A 19851-nucleotide genomic window follows, 5' to 3' on the forward strand; every position below is an offset into this window, starting at 1 on the left:
TGTGCTTTGTCACATCCAAAAATTCATTATATGAACATTTTTCCACCGATTTTATTATTGGAAACCAAAAAAAAGCCACCCCGTAGGGTGGCTTCATCAATCACGATAAGCGAGGCTTATGCGTTGTTGTTCTGCGGGCGCATTGCCGGGAACAACAGCACGTCACGGATCGTGTGAGTATTGGTAAACAGCATTGCCAGGCGGTCGATACCGATACCTTGACCAGCTGTTGGCGGCAAGCCGTGCTCTAGCGCAGTGATATAGTCTGCATCGTAGAACATAGCTTCGTCATCACCTGCGTCTTTCGCTTCAACCTGTGCCTTGAAACGTGCGTCCTGATCTTCTGCATCGTTAAGCTCAGAGAAGCCATTCGCCACTTCACGGCCACCGATGAAGAACTCGAAACGGTCTGTGAAGAACGGGTTGTCATCGCTACGGCGAGCCAGTGGTGAGATGTCCGCTGGGTAGCCAGTGATGAAGGTTGGCTGGATCAGTTTAGGCTCAGCCGTCTCACCGAAGATTTCCTCAAGCAGCTGACCACAGGTCCAGAAATCTTCCACTTCAACGTGAACAGACTTGGCGATAGACACCATCAGCTCACGGTTCTGCAGATCTTCTTCTGTTAGGGCCTGGATTTGCTCGTGGTTCGGGTTGTAGTGTTTGATCGCCTCGAACATGCTCATGCGTGCGTAAGTGCCACCGAACTCAACCGTCTCGTCACCGTAAGGCATCGAGGTTGAACCCAGTACATCCATTGCTACCGTGCTCAGCATTTCTTCGGTCAGATCCATCAGATCTTTGTAGTCCGCGTATGCCTGATAGAATTCCATCATGGTGAATTCTGGGTTGTGGCGAGGCGATAGGCCTTCGTTACGGAAGTTACGGTTGATCTCGAAAACACGGTCGAAACCACCCACAACCAAACGCTTCAGGTATAGCTCAGGAGCAACACGCAGGTACATATCGATATCCAGCGCATTGTGACGGGTGATGAACGGACGCGCCGTCGCACCGCCAGGGATCACGTGCATCATTGGCGTTTCAACTTCAAGGTAGCCTTTCGACATCATGAAGTTACGGATTGCCGCTACCAGTTTAGAACGGATGATGAACGCGTTGCGAGAATCGTCGTTCACGATCAGGTCAACGTAACGCTGACGGTAACGCATTTCCTGGTCAGTCAGACCGTGGAACTTCTCTGGTAGAGGACGCAGTGCTTTGGTTAGCAGCTCGTACTCGTCCATGTTCACGTAAAGATCACCCTTGCCTGACTTGTGCAGGGCACCTTTAACACCGATGATGTCACCGATATCAAGGCCAGCGTATTTCTCTTTCAGCTCTTTCTGAACATTCTTGTCGGCGTATGCCTGAATGCGGCCAGAAACGTCTTGGATAGCCAGGAATGGACCACGCTTAGCCATGATACGGCCAGCAATTGCCACTACGTGACCGGCTTCAGCAAGCTCTTCTTTGCTTAGCTCGCCGTATTTAGCCTGCAGATCTGCCGCTAGGCTATCGCGACGGAAATCATTCGGGTGGCCGTTTGCCTTGCATTTTTCGCGGATTTTATCCAATTTCGCGCGACGTTCAGCAATCAGCTTATTCTCATCTTGTAATTGATCAGTCATGGGTTAACCCTTAAATGTTTTAACCGGAGTCGGTTACAGACCTGATTTCAGGCTGGCTTCAATAAAACGGTCTAAATCGCCGTCAAGTACGGCCTGGGTGTTACGATTTTCCACCCCGGTACGTAAATCTTTAATACGGGAGTCATCCAGCACGTAAGAACGGATCTGGCTACCCCAGCCAATGTCAGACTTGGCGTCTTCGTTGGCCTGCTTCTCAGCATTCTGCTTTTGCATCTCAAGCTCGAACAGTTTTGCTTTCAACTGCTTCATCGCCTGATCTTTGTTCTTGTGCTGAGAACGGTCGTTCTGACACTGCACCACGGTATTGGTTGGTACGTGGGTAATACGTACCGCCGATTCGGTGGTGTTAACGTGCTGACCACCGGCACCCGAGGCACGGTATACGTCAATACGCAGATCAGAAGGGTTAATATCGATATCGATATTATCGTCCACTTCCGGGTAGATAAACGCAGAAGAGAAAGACGTATGGCGGCGGCCGCCTGAATCAAATGGTGACTTACGTACTAGGCGGTGTACACCGGTTTCGGTACGTAACCAGCCGTAAGCGTACTCACCGCTGATACGGACTGTTGCCGACTTCAGGCCAGCCACATCACCTTCTGATACTTCGATCACTTCGGTCTTGAAGCCTTTGGCTTCTGCCCAGCGCAGGTACATGCGGAGCATCATCGATGTCCAGTCCTGTGCTTCTGTACCGCCCGAACCTGCCTGCAGGTCGATGTAGCAGTCAGAGCTATCGTGATCGCCAGAAAACATACGACGGAACTCAAGCTTGGCCAGTTTGCCCTCTAGCTCAGCGAGTTCTGGTTCAATCTCGTCGAACGTCTCTTGGTCTTCTTCTTCCACCGCCAGTTCCAGCAGACCTTCAACGTCTTCAACGCCTTGGTCCAACTGATCGATGGTATCAACAATCGCTTCTAATGATGAACGCTCTTTGCCCAGCGCCTGTGCGCGCTCTGGCTCATTCCATACATCAGGTTGCTCTAATTCTGCATTGACCTCTTCTAGACGCTCTTTCTTGGCATCATAGTCAAAGGTACCCCCTAAGGATGTCAGTACGCGCTGATACATCCTCAAGTCGGTTTTTAATAGGATTAATCTCGAACATTGCCACTCTTCATAGCCGAAATGGACATAACCGGAGGATTCTATCGAATTGTAGATAGAATATACAGGGAAAAGGGAAGGGAAACGGTGAATTTATTTTATTAACCCGATCACAAAAAAGCCGCCGGTAACAGAGAAGCCATATTTCAGTAAGCATCCCCGTCACAGGAGGACTGACAAAGCCTATTTGGCCTGCCAGATCAAATGAGATCTCGGGTTAAAAACGGCCGAGAACAGGCTAAAGCGCTGTGATGTGCTCTACCAGCAACTGGGCACTGCGGTTGCCGCGGAACTCGTTGACATCAAGGCGGTAGGCCAACTCTACTTGCTGAACCGAGGCATCCGGCCAACGGCGGACATCCACATTAAAGGCAATCGCATCAATCACGCTACCACCAGCCAGCGGCTCGAGCATCATCTTCAGGTGCTTGCTGCCCACCAATTTCTGGTGCAGTAATCGAAACCGGCCATCGAACATTGGCTCAGGGAACTGCTGTCCCCATGGCCCACCGGCACGCAGTACTTCTGCCGTCTGCAAGTTGAGCTCCTGTGGCATCAACTCGCCATCGCTGAGCAATACGCCACGCAAGGCATCTTCGTCGAGTTCGGCGCGCACGGCTTGGTCAAATGCTTGGCTGAATGCCTCGAGCTTGGGTTCGGGAATGGTCAACCCTGCCGCCATGGCGTGGCCACCAAACTTGAGGATCATCCCCGGATTCTGGGTATCTATCAGATCAAGGACATCCCGCATGTGCAAGCCGGGGATCGAGCGGCACGACCCTTTAATTTCACCATTTCCCGCATCAGCAAAGGCAATGACTGGGCGGTGGTACTGCTCCTTGATCCTCGAAGCCAGAATACCTATGACCCCTTGGTGCCAATCACGCTGGAACAGGGCTAAACCATAAGGCATATCCTGCTGGTTGAACTTGAGGCGCTCGCAAATCGCGACCGCTTCCTCCTTCATACCCTGTTCGATTTCCTTACGGGTTTGGTTCAAGGCATCCAGCTCGGTCGCCATCCGGCGCGCGGCCTGGATGTTGTCACACAGTAACAACTCAACCCCAAAGGACATATCGTCCAATCGCCCGGCAGCATTGATCCTCGGCCCCAAGGCAAACCCCAAATCCGTTGCCACCAAACGAGCTGGATCGCGGTTAGCCACTTCAATCAAGGCGCGGATCCCAGGCCGGCACTTACCCGCGCGGATGCGCTGCAGACCCTGGTGGACCAAAATTCGGTTGTTGCCGTCCAATGCCACGACATCAGCCACTGTTCCCAAGGCAACCAAATCTAATAGCTCGGCCAAGTTAGGTTCTGGCAAACCCTGCTCGGCAAACCAGTTGTCCTCGCGCAGCGATGCCCGAACAGCCAGCATCAGGTAAAAGGCCACGCCCACACCGCACAGCGCCTTGGACGGAAAATCACATTCGTTCAGGTTCGGGTTAACGATCGCGTCCGCTTCCGGCAGGGTATCCCCCGGCAAATGGTGGTCGGTCACCAGCACCTGCATCCCGCGCTCTTTCGCTGCCGCCACCCCTGAAATAGAGGACACACCGTTATCCACCGTCATGATCAGCTCGGCACCCCGTTCGGCAGCTTGCTCAACCACCTCCGGGCTCAGGCCATAACCATCATCGAAGCGGTTAGGCACCAGGTAATCGACATTACGGCTGCCAAGCATGCGTAATGCCAGCACCGACAACGCCGAACTGGTTGCCCCATCGGCATCGAAATCCCCTACGACGATAATACGGCGCTGCTCAGCCAGTGCCTGTTTGAGCAACGTCACCGCCGGCTCGATGCCATGCAACTGGTTATATCCCAGCAGGCCACGCACTCCACGCTCTAGCTCTGCTTCGCTACTAATCCCCCGGGCGGCATAGATCCGCTGCAAAATGGGAGGGGTCGCTTCGCTAAATTGGCTGGTGTCGGCTTCTGGGCGGCGTTTAATTTCAATCATTAGAATTATCTATTTGGCAGGGATAAGTTAAAGGAGACTTTGGCATATGCGCATCTAGCCATTATAGGCGCTGGGCCAGAGCGGGCAATAGAAATTCAGCCATAAAAAAGCCCCGGTAATACCAGGGCTTTAAGACCATTTATCGAGAGATAAAGTCAATTTAGCTACGGTTATCCAACATCTGGCGTAACATTGGCGCTGGCTGGTAACCCGGTAGCATGGTGCCATCTTCTAGGATCATCGCAGGGGTTCCAGAAACGCCCATCTCAACACCCAACTGGTAATGCTTCATCACCAGATCGCCCTGCTGTTCGATACCGGTTGGGTTGAAGGTGCCTCCTTTGGCCTGATCCATCGCCTTGGCTGGGTCTTTGGCTCCCCAGATGGCACCCATTTCACCAAAGTTGCGCGAGCGCTCACCGCCACGCGGGAACGCAAGGTAGCGAATGGTGATACCGGCATCGTTATACGCCTGCATTTCGCTGTGTAGCTTGCGGCAGTAGCCACAGCTGGTATCGGTGAAGACGGTCACCACATATTTTTCGTCTTTAGCAGGATAGACGATCATCTCATCTTCCATGCCTTGCAGTTTAGCCTTGTTCAGTTTGGCCATCTTCTGCTCGGTTAGGTTTACCGGCTCGGCGCCTGTTGCCTGATACAAATGACCCGCCAAGAAATAGCCACCATCATCAGAAACATAGACAATACCACGCTCTGTCACGACTTCATTGAGCCCTGGTAGTGGCGAAGCACTGATAGTAACCGGCACCAATCCCAGCTTGCTCAACTTGCTGGTAATTGCTGCTTCATCTGGCTTGGCTGATGCCGTGAAGGCTGTCATTGCCACTGCGGTTGCAAGTAATGTACGACCCAAAAAGTGCATGCGACTCTTTCCTTTAAAATAATAAGTTTGTGCCGGACTGTGACGCATACCGCCAGCACCCTTCACTACTGGTGAACTATATGACCCTTGTAGTGCAAAAAAATTTCACATTCCGCAAAATATCTCAACCCCTTTAGTATATACCCAAGTATCAAGCAGATGCAGGCTGACTTATATTGCAATACTGGTACAAACCCACCTAAGCTCGTGGATGGTGCGCCTCATGAAGCTGCTTGAGCCGCTCAGTCGCAACGTGGGTGTAGATCTGGGTGGTCGATAAATCGCTGTGGCCGAGTAGCATCTGTACGACCCGAAGGTCTGCACCGTAATTGAGTAAATGGGTCGCAAAGGCATGGCGCATCACGTGCGGCGACAAGGTATCGCCATCGATACCCGCCTTGACGGCATAATGCTTGATCCGGTGCCAGAATGTTTGGCGGGTCATCTGTTTGGCACGTTTGCTCGGAAAGACCACATCGGAGCTTTTCTCCCCTAGCAGTTGCGGGCGGCCGCTTTGCAAGAATTGCTCAATCCAATCGATAGCATCTTCCCCCATCGGCACCAAACGCTCCTTATTACCTTTACCAATCACGCGAACCACCCCTTGGCGCAGGCTGACATTTTCCATCGTCAAGCTCACCAACTCAGTAACACGCAAGCCGGTAGCATAGAGCAACTCCAGCATTGCCTTGTCACGGAGCTCTATCGGATCATTGGGATCGGGAGCCGACAGCAAGGCATCGACCTGCTCTTCGGTAATATCCTTCGGCAGGCGCTTAGGTAGCTTGGGGCTAACCAGCATGGCACTGGGATCGTCCTCACGCATCTTTTCCCGGTTCAAGTACTGGAACAAACGGCGGATAGCCGATGCCATCCGGGCTCGAGACGTCTGTTTATAATCGGCATCAAACAACCACTGCTGGTAGCGCTGTAGATCGTCGGTCGACACCTTTTCTAGAGTCAGGCTTTGGTCTTTGAGCCAGTTTTCCAGCTTTTTCAGATCATTGCGGTAGGACATCAGGGTATTTTCAGATAACCCCCGCTCCATCCACATCGCATCGAGAAACCGCTCGATGATCACTTCATCGTTTTCCACTACAACCTCGGTGTTCGTTTCAGGCCAATGGCCATGAACAAAAGCTCATGAAGCATTGCCCATAAAACACATGGATAAATACACAGTACTCAATGGTAGACGATTTCCCTGCAAATGTAACGAACCAGCCTGTTTGCAACAGGAATTTCTGACTCAATCACTCAGAAATAGTCAAGACCGCCCAAGCTAGGTAGAATCCCCTATCATTTATTCGTTACACATTGGACAAGCAGCATGAAGATTGGCTTATTCTACGGCTCAACCACCTGCTATACCGAAATGGCCTCGGAGAAAATCCGCGACTGCATCGGTGCCGAACTGGTTGATTTACATAATATCAAAGAAGCAGACATCACTGCGATGAACCAGTACGACATGCTGATCCTGGGTATTTCAACCTGGGATTTCGGTGAGTTACAGGAAGATTGGGAAGCCGTATGGGAGCAACTGGACGGCCTGAGCCTGGAAGGCAAAACTGTCGCCCTGTTCGGCCTTGGTGATCAGGAAGGCTACACCGAGTGGTTCCTCGATGCGATGGGCATGCTGCACGAAAAACTGCTGCCTACTGGTGCCCAGTTTGTCGGCTACTGGCCCAACGAAGGCTATGAATTCGAAGCGTCAAAGGCCTTGACCGATGACGGAAAGCTATTTGTTGGCCTGGCACTGGATGAAGACAGCCAGTACGAACTGAGTGACGACCGTATCACCACCTGGTGCGAGCAAATCCTTACCGAGTACAGCGAAACGCTATAACGCTACCGCAGTACTACCTTGCTCTGGGCACGCGCACAAAGACAAAAAGACAAAAGGGATGCCGAGGCATCCCTTTTTGCTACATGCTTTAAGGCATTTTGACGGTTAAACCGCTTGGCCTTCTTGCTGTGCTTGCTTAACGGCTTTCTGCGAGCCAACAAAGTAAGTCACTACCAATGCCGCGAAGGTTGGCATCAACCACGCCATGCCATAGTCAAACAGTGGCAGTACACGGAAGGCCGAAACATTGAAACCAGCAACCTTGGCCGCATCAATCATGCTGAAAGACAGTGCCACCAACATAACTACACGGTAGGACAGTGCAGGGTTTGGCAACCAACGGCGGATAAAGGTCAGGATCACCAATGCCATCGCAATTGGGTACAGGGCAAACAAAGCAGGTAGGGACAGAACAATCAGCTGGTTCAAGCCAACGTTAGCTACCACACAGCAGGTTACTGACAATACCACGGCCCACTTTTCGTAAGACCAGCTTGTCAATGAAGAGAAGTATTCAGAACACGCACTGATCAAACCCACCACAGTGGTCAAGCACGCCAGCAATACAATCAGTGACAGCATCATCTGGCCGGCAGGACCAAACAGTGCCGCAACGTAAATCGCCAGGATATCACCACCATTTGACGCATTGGCTGCGATATTCACACTGGTAGCGCCCAAGTAGAATAGGGAGATGTAGACAAACGCCAAGCCAGCAGCCGCAATAAGGCCAGCCATCACCAGGTATTTACGGGTTGCCGTCTCATCGGTCACACCTTTGCTGCGTACCGCATCGACAATCACCATACCAAACAGCAACGCCGCAACCGCATCTAGGGTGTTGTACCCTTCGACGAAACCTTTAAGGAAAGGCATATCGATGTAATCACCACGCGCCGCTTCAATCGCATCCTGCGGGTTAGCAACAACGCTCACAGCCAGTGCGACCAAGGCAATGAACAAGATCGGCGTCAGGAATTTACCGACCATATCGACCAGGTTGCCGCGTGAATGGGACAGGAACATCGCAATGCCAAAAAAGACAATAGAGAAAATAGTTAGGCTAAGCTGTCCTGCATCGGCAATGAATGGCTTCACACCCATTTCGTAGGCCACCAAACCGGCACGCGGGGCGGCAAAAGCTGGGCCGATCACGATAAAAATCAAAACGGCGAGCAGTGTCGCGACTTTGGACGGTAAATCCTGGGTCATGCCTTTCCAGCCGCCAGCAACAGCAACGGCAATAATGGCTACAAGCGGTAAAGTAACACCGGTTGACAGGAACCCGAACATCGCCGGAACGAGGTGATCACCAGCCTGCTGGCCAGCTTGCGGCGGAAATATGATATTGCCTGCGCCAAGGAAGAAAGCGAAGGTCATAAAACCTAACGCCATGATATCGGTAAAACTGAGTGACTTTTTCAAACTGCACCTTCCACTCTTTGTTATGTCTGCTGTATTTGTAACTTTTGTTATTTTTTTGGCCACATAAAAGGATTACCTGAATGTGACCTTGCTCGCAGCATAATGACGAAAAAGTACTCAATAAGCAACATCGTAGTGAAAAACACTATAATCTTTGGAGTTGAAACTCAAAAACCAGCATATAACACCAAAATAAAAACCTCAGCCGAAGTATAAAACCAATAAAAGCCAATTATAAAAAAGATAAAAAACAGAATTAATAACTATGCAACATCTATTCAACAGAAGGTTACCATTCTGCATTTCAGTTCGGGCGGGCTATAATGCCATGGTCAAAAATACAACAAGGTCCAGCAACACCATGGCAAAAGGGTTCACCTTCAAACAATTCCACGTCAACGATCATGGCTGCGGCATGCCCGTCAGCACCGATGGTGTCATGCTCGGCGCCTGGGCAGCGCTACCCGCATCGGGCCAGATCCTCGATATTGGCACCGGTAGTGGCCTGCTCGCATTAATGAGTGCGCAGCGCACAGCCAGTAACGGCAACCCTATTACCGCCATTGAAATCGACAGTGGGGCAGCAGCAGCGGCGCAGAAAAACTTCACCGACTCCCCGTGGCTGTCGCGTATCGAGTTAGCACACCAGAGCGTGCAGGGCTGGGCTAGCCAGCAGCCGGCGGGCAGTGTTGCAGCGATTGTCTGCAACCCGCCCTACTTCAACCATGGCGAACAAGCTGGCTGCCAATCCCGGGCAACAGCGCGCCACACCGATACCCTGTCGCACCATGACTTATTGGCAGCCATTAGCCACCTGCTGGCCCCAACGGGCACTGCCAGCCTGATCCTGCCGGTTTATGAAGGCGAGCAGTTGATCGAAGCTGCCCGTGCCCACCAGCTATACTGCCAACGGGTCTGCGAAGTCAAAACCACCGAACGTAAAGCCCCTGCCCGGCTACTGATCGCTTTGGCCGCAAGCCCATCAGAACAACAAAACGAACAGTTGGTGATCCACCAAAGCGGCGGGTACAGCGAGGCATTTATTGCCCTGACCAAGGCGTTTTACTTGAAAATGTAGCGAGGCTGCAGCATTCGGTTTGGCGATTAGCGGAAGTTTTTGTACTTTTATCGGTGATCGTTGCGGCAATTATCTCTATAATGCCGCCCCTTATGTATTTTGCACGTGCTCTATAGGCTTCCCCGATAGGCGGAAGATACCCCTGAGTTCCCAAGGAGAAATGACTGGTGAGAGACTTTTCCGAATTAGAATTAGATAGCGAGCTGCTGCAGGCCATTGAAGATATCGGCTACGATCGCCCAACCGTGATCCAGGCCGAGGCGATCCCGCACGCGCTGGATGGCCGTGATGTTCTGGCGTCCGCTCCTACCGGTACCGGAAAAACCGCAGCATTTCTTCTGCCGATGATCCAGCACCTGCAGGACTTCCCGCGCAAGAAGCCGGGGCCTGCACGCGTATTGGTCCTAACCCCGACCCGCGAACTGGCTATCCAGGTTGCCGATCAGGCGCGCGCGCTGGCCAAGCATACCCAACTGAAGGTGTTCACTATCACTGGCGGGATCTCCTACGACGAGCATGCTGAGCTACTGGGCAAAACCCAGGATATCGTGGTAGCGACACCGGGCCGTTTGATGGAGTACATCGAAAGCGAGCGCTTTGACTGCCGTGCCATCGAATGCCTGATCCTCGACGAAGCTGACCGCATGCTGGACATGGGCTTCGGCAAAGCCGTAGAGCGTATTCACAACGAATGTCGCTGGCGTCGCCAAAGCTTGCTGTTCTCAGCAACGCTGGAAGGCAAGGGTGTCCGTGACTTCTCTAACACCATTTTGAACGAGCCGGTTGAAGTCAATGCCGAGCCGCCACGCCGCGAGCGTAAGAAGATCCACCAGTACTACCATCGCTGTGATGATATGGCCCACAAGTTGGCATTGCTGGAAAACATCCTCAAGGGCGAAGCCGAGCGCACCATCATTTTCGTCAAGACTCGCGAGCGCCTTGCCACCCTACGAGACCAGTTGGCGGCAATGCAGATCCCATGTTGCTGGATCCAGGGTGAGATGGCCCAGGCATCACGTAATAACACCATTCGCCGTTTCCGCGAGGGTGAAGTGAACATCATGCTAGCCACTGACGTTGCAGCACGTGGTATCGACCTGCCTGATATCAGCCACGTAATCAACTTCGATATGCCGCGCACCGCCGACGTCTACCTACACCGTATTGGCCGTACTGCCCGCGCAGGTAAGAAAGGGACAGCCGTTTCTTTGATTGAGGCACACGATCAGGCAATGATTGAGCGTGTCGGCCGTTACATGAAAGAAGAAGTCGCTGAGCGCTTTGTTGAAGGCATGCGCCCGCAACACAAAAAGCCAGCTACGGTGAAAAAGAAGAAGAAAAAAGATCCGAAAAAGAAAGCGGCAGTGAAAAAGAAGAAAGCCAAGAAGTAAGGCTTTTTACCGCAAGGACAAACAAAACGGGCTGGTATCTACCAGCCCGTTTTTTATTCCGACGATATATTGCTTTCGCGCTTATTGCTCTTCGCGCTTGAATACCAACTCGGTAGCTGTCGACTCAGCCGGCACAAAATAGTACCCGGCAGTATCGAACTGCTGCAGCTTCTCAACCGAATCCACTTGGTTATCAATAATGTAGCGCGCCATCATGCCACGGGCCTTTTTGGCATAGAAGCTGATCACCTTGTAGGTGCCGTTCTTGCAGTCTTTGAATACCGGGGTAATGATCTTACCGGCCACCTGCTTAGGTTTAACCGCCTTGAAGTATTCATTGGAAGCTAGGTTGATCAGGATGTCATCGCCCTGTTCTGCCAATGCATGGTTGACCTTATCGGTAATGATACTCCCCCAGAACTGGTATAGGTTCGTGCCACGGGGGTTGTCCAGCTTGGTGCCCATTTCAAGGCGGTACGGCTGCATCAAATCAAGCGGGCGTAGCAGGCCATATAGGCCAGATAGCATTCTCAGGTGCTGCTGGGCATAGGCAAACTGTGCATCGTCCATGGTTTCGGCGGCTAACCCGGTATACACATCTCCCTTAAAGGCCAAAATCGCCTGGCGGGCATTTTCCGTTGTAAATTCTGGCTGCCACTCGGCAAAACGAGCTGCGTTCAAACCGGCGATTTTATCGCTTACCTTCATCAGGCTGGCGATCTGGGCTGGCGTCAGCTCACGGCAGACCTCAATCAACTCAGCCGAGTGGTCAGTCAACTCTGGCTGGGTAAAGGTTTCTGTCGCCAACGGAGAGTCGTAATCAAGTGTTTTTGCCGGTGAAACCACAATTAACATGGGAAGCTTCCTTTTGATCTTATATAGCTAAGATGTTAACAGCCTGACAGAAAAAAACCACGCGTTGTACGCGTGGTCTTTTCTATTATTGTTATCGCTAAATTCGATGGTTGGGATCTACCAACCCAAGCGGCTCTTGGCTATCAATCCTTTTTCGGCTGATCCCAAATCCCTTCTTCCAACTGGGCATGCAGTTCAGGGTAATCCTTACTGTCGAAGGTCGGTACCCTGCCCTGTTTAAGCTGGAGATTGTAGTCCCGAGCCAACTTCACTACCGTGCCGGACAGCAGCACAATCGCAATCAAGTTGATAATCGCCATCATCCCCATCGACACATCCGCCATTGCCCAGACGGTCGGCAAATCGGCCACGGCACCGAACATCACCATACCCAGCACGACAATACGGAACACGGTCAAGCCTGCCTTGTGGTTATGCTCAAGGAAGATCAGGTTGGTCTCGGCATACGAGTAATTCGCCACCAATGAGGTAAAGGCAAAGAAGAAGATAGCAACGGCAATGAAGATAGCGCCCCAGCCACCGACCTGAGAGCTCAGCGCTCGCTGGGTCAGTTCAATACCGGTGATCTCACTGTGCGGCACATACTCGCCCGACATCAGGATAATGGCCACGGTTGCCGAACAAATCACGATAGTGTCCATGAATACACCCAGCATCTGGACATAGCCCTGAGAAGCAGGGTGCGGTGGGTACGGTGTTGCCGAGGCCGCAGCATTAGGAGCAGAGCCCATACCCGCTTCATTGGAAAACAAGCCGCGCTTGAGGCCATTTATCATTCCCTGGGCAATGGTGTAACCCAAGGCGCCCGAGGCCGCTTCTTCAAGGCCAAACGCACTGCGGAAGATCAAACCTAGCACCTCAGGCAGTTTGCCAAGGTTGGTAAACATGATAAACAGGGCCAACAACAGGTAACACAGTGCCATGGCCGGCACCAATATTTCTGCAGTGCGGGCAATGGCACGCAGGCCGCCAAAGATAATGACACCCGCCATCACCACCAGCACGACACCAACGTAAGCCGGATTCCAGCCAAAGGCGACATTCATCGCCTGGGTGATTGAGTTGGCCTGTACCGAGTTAAACACCAAGCCAAAGGCGATAATCAGGAAAATGGAGAACACCACCCCCATCCAGCGCATGCCGAGGCCCTTTTCCATATAGTAAGCCGGGCCACCACGGTAGTTACCGTCATCATCTCGGGTTTTATAGAGCTGGGCCAGGGCACTCTCGGCAAAAGCCGTTGCCATCCCCAACATGGCAATCAGCCACATCCAGAAAATGGCTCCCGGGCCACCAAGGGTAAGGGCAACAGCCACACCAGCCATGTTGCCGGTGCCAACACGGGCAGCCAAACTGGTACACAGCGCCTGAAACGATGAAATGCCCGATTTGTCCGACTTACGACTGTTCTTCATGACGCTGAACATGTGGCCGAAGTGACGGAACTGAATGAATCCCAACCGATAGGTAAAGAACACGCCAACGCCAATCAGCAAATAAATGAGCACGGAGCCCCATAACAGATCGTTCAAAAAGTTAATCTGACTTGACACGTCTACCCCTCTAGAAATCAATAATAAGCTGATTACCGGTCCCATTGACCGTAAACAGAAAATATCGGCACAGCCCGCCAGCCAACCTGGCGTGAATCTGCCGGGTAAGCAAAACAGTTACTACAACCTTAGTTTTATTATGTGGCAAAAGACAGCGGAGGATATTCCTGCATCCACAGACCGCTCTCTGACGCAGCTATTTTGTTGGCATGATGTTAACAAGAGGCATAAGGAAAGCACCACCTGCTGACAGGACCTTGTTTGGTATAACTGCAGATGGCTGATGATCATGCAAAGATAACCAGCAAAAATCAATATCCTAGCCATGAATATTGCTTATCTGGCATTTTGCTGGCGAATTTAGGGCCGATATTCTGCTTTTTCATCCCATTCTCACACCCCATTGCAACGACTTTCTGGTGCTTTTTTATACAACCAGTTTGACATTGCGATCTTACGCACATCAAAACTTCATCAATGGGTAACATTTGCGAAACACATCAATTTTATTTTGTGGCTTGCTATGATATTTAATTAGGACCGATTGTAAGGAAGAGGTGCTCTATGGACAGCTATGCATTCGATGACATTCTTGCAACTGAAACACCAAGACGTGGTTCCCGGAGCAAGCCTGTAAAACGCAAGTGGCGTGAAATTGAAGCGCTGAAAGACAGGCAAAGACTGCGCCGTGAATTGGCTGATATTGACATGTTCAAGGATTTATCAGACGACGATCTTGATTTCTGAATCAACAAGCAATGATCAACTAAAGAGCCGGCCTTTGCCGGCTCTTTCTTTATATATCAATATACACGGATCGCTAAGCTTGTAGCCGCTCCGCAAGGTTACGGTAACGATCGGTGACCTGAACACCAAATAACGGGTCACAATCGCATTCTTCATACTGCTGTGATACTGCCAGCCAATCATCCTGGGTAAAGTGCTTGCGGATAAGGGGAAGGATATGTTTTTCCTCGAACTCCAAATGAGCGTACTGGCGGACAACAAAAGCATTGAGCTTGTCGGCAAACACATCAAGCGGGATCACCGCATCCATCAATATCATCTCGACCGTATCGGCGAACTCCTGGGTCAGCCTTGCCAGCTCTTCATGCTCTTTTTCCAGGCTTTCAACTTCACCGACATGCTCGGCATAGTGCTGTTGATAATAGTGATAAAGCACATCTTCTTTCGGATGGTGGCAACACTCGGCATGATTCTGCAGGTAATCAACAATATCTTTGATCAGGCCATAATCGACCTCTTGCCCGTTGCGTATTGCAGTCAGCTTCTGTTGAAGTATCTTCAGCAGTCGGCATATATAACCATGTTCAGTGTGAATATCGTCCAGCATCATTGCGTAAACCTCCCAGTCATCTCCATTACTAAAAGTGTAAGTAGGGATGGAAAAACGCACCTTGATCCTGGTTATTTAATGTGCAGATAATTTACATTACCTACACATTTTGACAATTAAAGATTAATCTTCCAGTAACCAATTTATTGTCGGCTTATTCATCTGATTTAATAGCTGATTTGTCTGCGAGAAATGTTTACAGCCAAAGAAGCCTCTGTATGCAGACAGGGGGGATGGGTGAGCAGAACGCAGTACATGGTGCCGCTCAGTATCGATTTTCTTGCCTTTCTTCTGGGCATGCGCTCCCCACAGCAGAAAAACCACGCCCTCACAATGCTGATCAATAACCTCAATCAAACGGTCGGTAAACGTCTCCCAGCCTATTTTGGCGTGAGAATGGGCATTGCCCTGCTCCACCGTCAGGACCGTATTTAGCAGCAATACCCCTTGTTCGGCCCAGCTTTGCAGGTAGCCATGGGATGGCGGGGTAAACCCGTCAATATCCGTTACTAGCTCCTTGTACATGTTGGCTAGGGATGGAGGGATCTTCACGCCTGGGCGGACCGAAAAGCTCAAACCGTGCGCTTGATCAGGGCCGTGGTAGGGATCCTGTCCGAGGATCACCACTTTGACCTCCGATAACGGGGTCGCTTCCAGCGCATTGAAGACATCTTCCTGTGGTGGGTAGATCTCCTTACCCGCAGCACGTTCGGCGGCAACATGCTGTTCAACCTGTTGGAAGTAGGGTTTCTGGCGCTCTGCATCAATCACATCTTGCCAGCTCAATACCGGGCTCATTCTCTGCTCCTCAATCTTATTTTGGTGCCCATTGTATGGGTTTGGTTGAGAAAACAAAGCCCCCTACCGGCCAAAGCACAGGAGGGGGCATTTCATTAGCAGAAGAAGAAAGCGTGCAGGACTATTCGACTTGGTAGCGCGCCTTGGGAGTAACAGGCGTTCGCCAATGGCCACGGCCCTGGATATGGCGGTGGGCCTGCGGCAGCCGTGAGATACCGTAACTCAACATCATCATTTCACTGTTCATCATTTTCCCTACCCTATTTGCTAAACCACTGGATAAAGATATGAAAACTTAGTGCCAACATTGCTGAAGAGTTAAAAAACATTATTTATCAATGGTTTAATTACAAACCTATAAAATCACCCATTTTCCGCCGCCCAACCTTGGTGAAACTTGCCCCATTGTAGGACAAATCATACACGTCTAGACCTCGGTGCAAGCTACTGGGCCACCGCCAATGATTCAGGGACAAACGACCGCAATGTGGCGATTTCCTGCTGCCAGATATCGGGGTTGATGGTTTCCAGCACCAACGGGATATTGTCGAAGCGGCTATCTTGCATCAGGTAGCGGAAGCAATCCCAACCTATTTCCCCCTCACCAAGGCTGTGGTGGCGGTCAAGGTGGCTACCTAGGCCGCCCTTCGAGTCATTGAGGTGCATACCACGTAGATATTGCATCCCGACAACTTGGTCAAATTCAGCAAAGGTGTTGTCCGTCGCGGTTTCACTGCGCAGATCATACCCGGCGGCAAACGCATGGCAGGTATCAATACACACACCTACCCGCGACTTGTCCTCAACCTGTTCAATAATGCTGGCTAGTTGCTCGAACCGCCAACCGAGGTTGCTCCCTTGCCCGGCCGTGTTTTCGATCACTGCTACCACATTCGGCACGGCTTGGTGTGCCATATTGATAGACTCAGCAATCAGGGACAGGCATTGATCCTCAGGGATTTTCTTCAAGTGACTGCCCGGGTGGAAATTGAGCAGGTGCAAACCCAACTGCTCGCAGCGGGCCATTTCATCAATAAACGCATTACGCGATTTTTCCAGCTTCTCACTCTCTGGCGCACCAAGGTTTATCAGGTACGAATCGTGGGGCAGGATCGCATCCGGGGAAAACCCGTATTGCTGGCAACGGGCCTTGAACGCGGTGATCACATCTTGCTCCAACGGCTTGGCCGCCCACTGACGCTGGTTCTTGGTAAACAAGGCAAAGGCATTGGCGCCGATCTTGTTGGAATTCTCTGGAGAGTTGTGCACACCGCCAGCAGCGGATACGTGCGCACCAATTAATTTCATCTTTTTCCTACTCTGAAGGTTTGCAATTTAAGCACGGATTGTACGTTATTTATCAACGTCAGCGCTTACAGATTGATCGGGGCAAGCGCACATTTTCCGCGAGGTTACGTGAGTAGCGCCCGCCATTTTGATGTAATTTTACTACAAATGATCCATTCAAATTTTTTTTAATTGATAAAATATTAGTTAAACACTAATAAATATGCGGCTTAGTTGACCTAGCTCAATAAAATAGCCTGAATATATTTAAGGTTTTTTGTTGTAATTTGATCTAAATCAATACACAATTGGTGTCAGCGAGATATATAATACGCAACTCAACAAGAAAACCGAAAAAACTAACGACATTCTCTTTAGCGGTGATTGCGAATTATAACTACTAAAAAATATGGCTTGTGGCGGTTGAAGCTTTTTTGCTCACTGGGCTTCACTTATTCATAAAAAACCGATTTTCGGTCGTATTTTTCAATAGTCATAATTTTGCAAAATCAGGCTTAAACCTCAGGGGTTAGGTCATAAGAGATAAGTCTTAAAACGGAGAAGAAAGTCATGATCCAAGGTATTCAAATCACTAAATCAGCTAACGATGACCTACTAAACTCAATCTGGCTGCTAGATACTGAAACTAACGAAGCTCGCTGTGTTGCTGCTTCTGCAGGTTTCGAAGCTGACCAGGTGATCCCGGCTGCTGACCTAGGTGAGTACGAGTCTCGTGAAGTTGCTATCGAAGCACCAGCTAAGATCGAAGGTGGCCAGCACCTAAACGTTAACGTTCTTAAGCGTGAAACTCTGGAAGATGCTGCTAACCACCCAGAAAAATACCCACAGCTAACTATCCGTGTATCTGGCTACGCAGTACGCTTCAACTCTCTGACTACAGAGCAGCAGCGTGACGTTATCGCACGTACTTTCACTAACAGCCTGTAATCACAGTTCCTGTTAGCAAAAACGGCGCCCAAGGGTGCCGTTTTTTTATACCTCGTCCGCAGCATCTCAGTAACCCCCTTCGCATACTGTTTATATTATCATCTAAAATGTGACAACAATTTAGGTATTAATGTTAAATAAACTGTACATTCATAGCGTTGCCTACCACCCAATGTTTGTATCACGGGCAATGCCACAAATATGGAGCTTTTATATAACAATATTTTCGGAGCCAGTTCATGAAGTTAATCCTCAAGCTTATCGCGGGTATTTTGATCGGTATCCTCCTCGGTTTCTTCGCCCCTGACGCAATCATCCGCGTCCTGCTGACTATCAAATTGCTTGGTGGCCAGCTAATCGGTTTCACGATTCCCCTTATCATCCTGTTCTATATCACCAGCGGCATTGCCAGCCTGCCAAAAAATTCCGGCTCACTGTTGGGTAAAACCGTCGCCCTCTCTTACGGTTCGACCATCATTGCCGGTAGTTTGGCCTTTATTGTGGCGAGCACCGTGATCAGCGGTATGGCTGAGCCAGTCACGGCGGCAGCAGATAGCGCCAACAAACTTACCAGCTTTATTACCATTGAAGTGCCGCCACTATTCGGTGTCATGACAGCCCTAGCCACCGCTTTCCTATTTGGCCTAGGGATCAGTATTACTGACAGCAAACCACTAAAAACGATTGCCGAAGACGGCCGCAGGATCATCGACCTATTACTTTCCAACATTATTATCCCGCTCCTGCCGTTCTACATCGCCGGTGTCTTTGCCGAAATGGCTGCAGAAGGTACCGTCTTCTCGACCCTGAAAACTTTCGGCATTGTGCTGGCACTGGCTATCTTCATGCATTGGGTTTGGATCACCATCCAATACACGGTAACTGGCTTGGCGCTGGGCTATTCCCCGCTGAAGCTGATCAAGAACATGATGCCGGCGTATTTTACCGCTGTCGGAACCATGTCCTCGGCGGCCACCATTCCGGTAACCCTTCGCCAGACCAAAGAAAATGGTGTCAACGAGTCCATCGCTAACTTCACCATCCCGTTGTGTGCCACTATCCATTTATCGGGCTCAACTATCACCTTGGTCACCTGCTCAACGGCAGTCATGGCTTTGAGCCAACATATTGCAATCCCATCTTTGTTTGAAATGCTGCCGTTTATCATGATGCTCGGGGTGACAATGATTGCCGCACCAGGGGCACCGGGCGGTGCCGTGATGGCCGCACTTGGCCTGATGGCATCGATGCTAGGGTTCGGTGAAGCAGAGCTGGCACTGATGATTGCCCTGTATATGGCCCAGGACAGCTTCGGTACGGCCTGTAATATTACCGGGGATGGCGCTATCTCCTTGTGGGTCAACAAGTTTGCCAAACAGCCTCAACCACAGGCCATCGAGCAAACCGACTCCTAACGAGCTGATCAGTATGAAGAAGGCAGGCTTTGGGCCTGCCTTTTTTATGAGACCGATATCACAAGGGCATTTTTTGTGCTGCAAGTATTTTACTGCGCCTTAATATATGTCAAAAAAAGCATCGGTATGCTGTTATTACACCCAAGCAAATCACTATTTCACTCGATGTAACACATAAAACACCTCTTTTTTGGCATCCTTTGCCAAGTAATGGTAAAAACATCGCCGCTTTGTTACGGACTACTATCCATTTTCCTCAATAGGACTAT

18 protein-coding genes are annotated in these 19851 nt (G+C 50.6%); 6 read left to right on the forward strand and 12 right to left on the reverse strand.

The window, feature by feature from the left end; translation table 11 throughout:
* Window positions 1-116 precede the first annotated feature (116 nt).
* The 5 genes from lysS to xerD form a co-directional block, all read right to left on the reverse strand.
* Window positions 117-1628, reverse strand: coding sequence for a lysine--tRNA ligase (gene lysS, locus C9J01_RS22480; RefSeq protein ID WP_107300377.1), 1512 nt, complete (start codon window positions 1626-1628; stop codon window positions 117-119).
* 33 nt (window positions 1629-1661) lie between these two features.
* Window positions 1662-2760, reverse strand: a protein-coding gene (gene prfB / locus C9J01_RS22485) for a peptide chain release factor 2 (RefSeq protein WP_107300378.1) whose coding sequence is annotated in 2 segments (ribosomal slippage) — window positions 1662-2684 and window positions 2686-2760 — 1098 coding nt in all. Because the reading frame shifts where the segments join, the coding sequence is not laid out codon by codon here.
* A 237-nt stretch (window positions 2761-2997) separates the two neighbouring features.
* Window positions 2998-4722 carry a single-stranded-DNA-specific exonuclease RecJ gene (gene recJ / locus C9J01_RS22490; protein WP_107300379.1) on the reverse strand — a complete coding sequence of 575 codons (1725 nt, stop codon included), beginning with the start codon at window positions 4720-4722 and terminating at the stop codon, window positions 2998-3000.
* A gap of 160 nt (window positions 4723-4882) precedes the next feature.
* On the reverse strand, window positions 4883-5605 hold the full coding sequence (gene dsbC, locus C9J01_RS22495; protein WP_107300380.1) for a bifunctional protein-disulfide isomerase/oxidoreductase DsbC: 723 nt from the start codon (window positions 5603-5605) through the stop codon (window positions 4883-4885).
* Between the two features lie 199 nt (window positions 5606-5804).
* Window positions 5805-6701 carry a site-specific tyrosine recombinase XerD gene (gene xerD / locus C9J01_RS22500; RefSeq protein WP_107300381.1) on the reverse strand — a complete coding sequence of 299 codons (897 nt, stop codon included), beginning with the start codon at window positions 6699-6701 and terminating at the stop codon, window positions 5805-5807.
* A gap of 234 nt (window positions 6702-6935) precedes the next feature.
* On the opposite strand from xerD, the gene fldB reads away from it, so the two are divergent.
* A complete protein-coding gene (gene fldB / locus C9J01_RS22505) occupies window positions 6936-7454 on the forward strand; it encodes a flavodoxin FldB (protein WP_107300382.1) in 519 nt (172 codons plus the stop codon).
* 105 nt (window positions 7455-7559) lie between these two features.
* On the opposite strand, the gene brnQ is transcribed toward fldB, so the two are convergent.
* Window positions 7560-8879 (reverse strand): branched-chain amino acid transport system II carrier protein, encoded by a 1320-nt coding sequence (gene brnQ / locus C9J01_RS22510; RefSeq protein WP_107300383.1) that lies wholly within the window; start codon window positions 8877-8879, stop codon window positions 7560-7562.
* 361 nt (window positions 8880-9240) lie between these two features.
* Between brnQ and C9J01_RS22515 the strand changes: the two genes are divergently transcribed.
* The gene (locus tag C9J01_RS22515; protein ID WP_107300384.1) at window positions 9241-9957 is read left to right on the forward strand and encodes a tRNA1(Val) (adenine(37)-N6)-methyltransferase; all 717 of its coding nucleotides are present in this window, start codon (window positions 9241-9243) and stop codon (window positions 9955-9957) included.
* Window positions 9958-10124: 167 nt separating this feature from the next.
* Window positions 10125-11348: an ATP-dependent RNA helicase SrmB gene (srmB, locus tag C9J01_RS22520; protein WP_107300385.1), complete on the forward strand. Its 1224-nt coding sequence runs from the start codon at window positions 10125-10127 to the stop codon at window positions 11346-11348.
* 81 nt (window positions 11349-11429) lie between these two features.
* On the opposite strand, the gene yaaA is transcribed toward srmB, so the two are convergent.
* Both yaaA and C9J01_RS22530 read right to left on the reverse strand, forming a co-directional pair.
* Window positions 11430-12203, reverse strand: a complete 774-nt coding sequence (gene yaaA / locus C9J01_RS22525) for a peroxide stress protein YaaA (RefSeq protein ID WP_107300386.1) — start codon at window positions 12201-12203, stop codon at window positions 11430-11432.
* A 143-nt stretch (window positions 12204-12346) separates the two neighbouring features.
* Window positions 12347-13777: an alanine/glycine:cation symporter family protein gene (locus C9J01_RS22530; RefSeq protein ID WP_107300387.1), complete on the reverse strand. Its 1431-nt coding sequence runs from the start codon at window positions 13775-13777 to the stop codon at window positions 12347-12349.
* A gap of 564 nt (window positions 13778-14341) precedes the next feature.
* Between C9J01_RS22530 and C9J01_RS22535 the strand changes: the two genes are divergently transcribed.
* Window positions 14342-14524 (forward strand): DUF3545 family protein, encoded by a 183-nt coding sequence (locus tag C9J01_RS22535; RefSeq protein ID WP_039467101.1) that lies wholly within the window; start codon window positions 14342-14344, stop codon window positions 14522-14524.
* A gap of 73 nt (window positions 14525-14597) precedes the next feature.
* Here C9J01_RS22535 and C9J01_RS22540 read toward each other — a convergent pair whose 3' ends face one another.
* From C9J01_RS22540 to nfo, 4 genes are all read right to left on the reverse strand, one after another.
* Complete coding sequence (locus C9J01_RS22540; protein ID WP_107300388.1) at window positions 14598-15134, reverse strand: hemerythrin domain-containing protein; 537 nt, start codon at window positions 15132-15134, stop codon at window positions 14598-14600.
* Between the two features lie 123 nt (window positions 15135-15257).
* Window positions 15258-15932, reverse strand: a complete 675-nt coding sequence (gene ung / locus C9J01_RS22545) for a uracil-DNA glycosylase (protein WP_107300389.1) — start codon at window positions 15930-15932, stop codon at window positions 15258-15260.
* 121 nt (window positions 15933-16053) lie between these two features.
* The gene (locus C9J01_RS30085; RefSeq protein ID WP_255526797.1) at window positions 16054-16182 is read right to left on the reverse strand and encodes a hypothetical protein; all 129 of its coding nucleotides are present in this window, start codon (window positions 16180-16182) and stop codon (window positions 16054-16056) included.
* A 194-nt stretch (window positions 16183-16376) separates the two neighbouring features.
* A complete protein-coding gene (nfo, locus tag C9J01_RS22550; protein WP_107300390.1) occupies window positions 16377-17240 on the reverse strand; it encodes a deoxyribonuclease IV in 864 nt (287 codons plus the stop codon).
* A 549-nt stretch (window positions 17241-17789) separates the two neighbouring features.
* Here nfo and grcA point away from each other — a divergent pair.
* Both grcA and C9J01_RS22560 read left to right on the forward strand, forming a co-directional pair.
* Complete coding sequence (gene grcA / locus C9J01_RS22555; RefSeq protein WP_107300391.1) at window positions 17790-18167, forward strand: autonomous glycyl radical cofactor GrcA; 378 nt, start codon at window positions 17790-17792, stop codon at window positions 18165-18167.
* Between the two features lie 239 nt (window positions 18168-18406).
* Window positions 18407-19582, forward strand: a complete 1176-nt coding sequence (locus C9J01_RS22560) for a dicarboxylate/amino acid:cation symporter (protein WP_107300392.1) — start codon at window positions 18407-18409, stop codon at window positions 19580-19582.
* Window positions 19583-19851: the final 269 nt, after the last annotated feature.

This window comes from Photobacterium rosenbergii (assembly GCF_003026455.1).
GTDB classification, from domain to species: Bacteria; Pseudomonadota; Gammaproteobacteria; order Enterobacterales; family Vibrionaceae; genus Photobacterium; species Photobacterium rosenbergii.

Coding starts and splice junctions, on each gene's coding strand:
- lysS (WP_107300377.1), bottom strand. CDS start 1,628: ATGACTGATCAATTACAAGATGAGAATAAGCTGATTGCTGAACGTCGC.
- recJ (WP_107300379.1), bottom strand. CDS start 4,722: ATGATTGAAATTAAACGCCGCCCAGAAGCCGACACCAGCCAATTTAGC.
- dsbC (WP_107300380.1), bottom strand. CDS start 5,605: ATGCACTTTTTGGGTCGTACATTACTTGCAACCGCAGTGGCAATGACA.
- fldB (WP_107300382.1), top strand. CDS start 6,936: ATGAAGATTGGCTTATTCTACGGCTCAACCACCTGCTATACCGAAATG.
- C9J01_RS22515 (WP_107300384.1), top strand. CDS start 9,241: ATGGCAAAAGGGTTCACCTTCAAACAATTCCACGTCAACGATCATGGC.
- yaaA (WP_107300386.1), bottom strand. CDS start 12,203: ATGTTAATTGTGGTTTCACCGGCAAAAACACTTGATTACGACTCTCCG.
- C9J01_RS22535 (WP_039467101.1), top strand. CDS start 14,342: ATGGACAGCTATGCATTCGATGACATTCTTGCAACTGAAACACCAAGA.
- C9J01_RS22540 (WP_107300388.1), bottom strand. CDS start 15,134: ATGATGCTGGACGATATTCACACTGAACATGGTTATATATGCCGACTG.
- ung (WP_107300389.1), bottom strand. CDS start 15,932: ATGAGCCCGGTATTGAGCTGGCAAGATGTGATTGATGCAGAGCGCCAG.
- C9J01_RS30085 (WP_255526797.1), bottom strand. CDS start 16,182: ATGATGAACAGTGAAATGATGATGTTGAGTTACGGTATCTCACGGCTG.
- nfo (WP_107300390.1), bottom strand. CDS start 17,240: ATGAAATTAATTGGTGCGCACGTATCCGCTGCTGGCGGTGTGCACAAC.
- grcA (WP_107300391.1), top strand. CDS start 17,790: ATGATCCAAGGTATTCAAATCACTAAATCAGCTAACGATGACCTACTA.
- C9J01_RS22560 (WP_107300392.1), top strand. CDS start 18,407: ATGAAGTTAATCCTCAAGCTTATCGCGGGTATTTTGATCGGTATCCTC.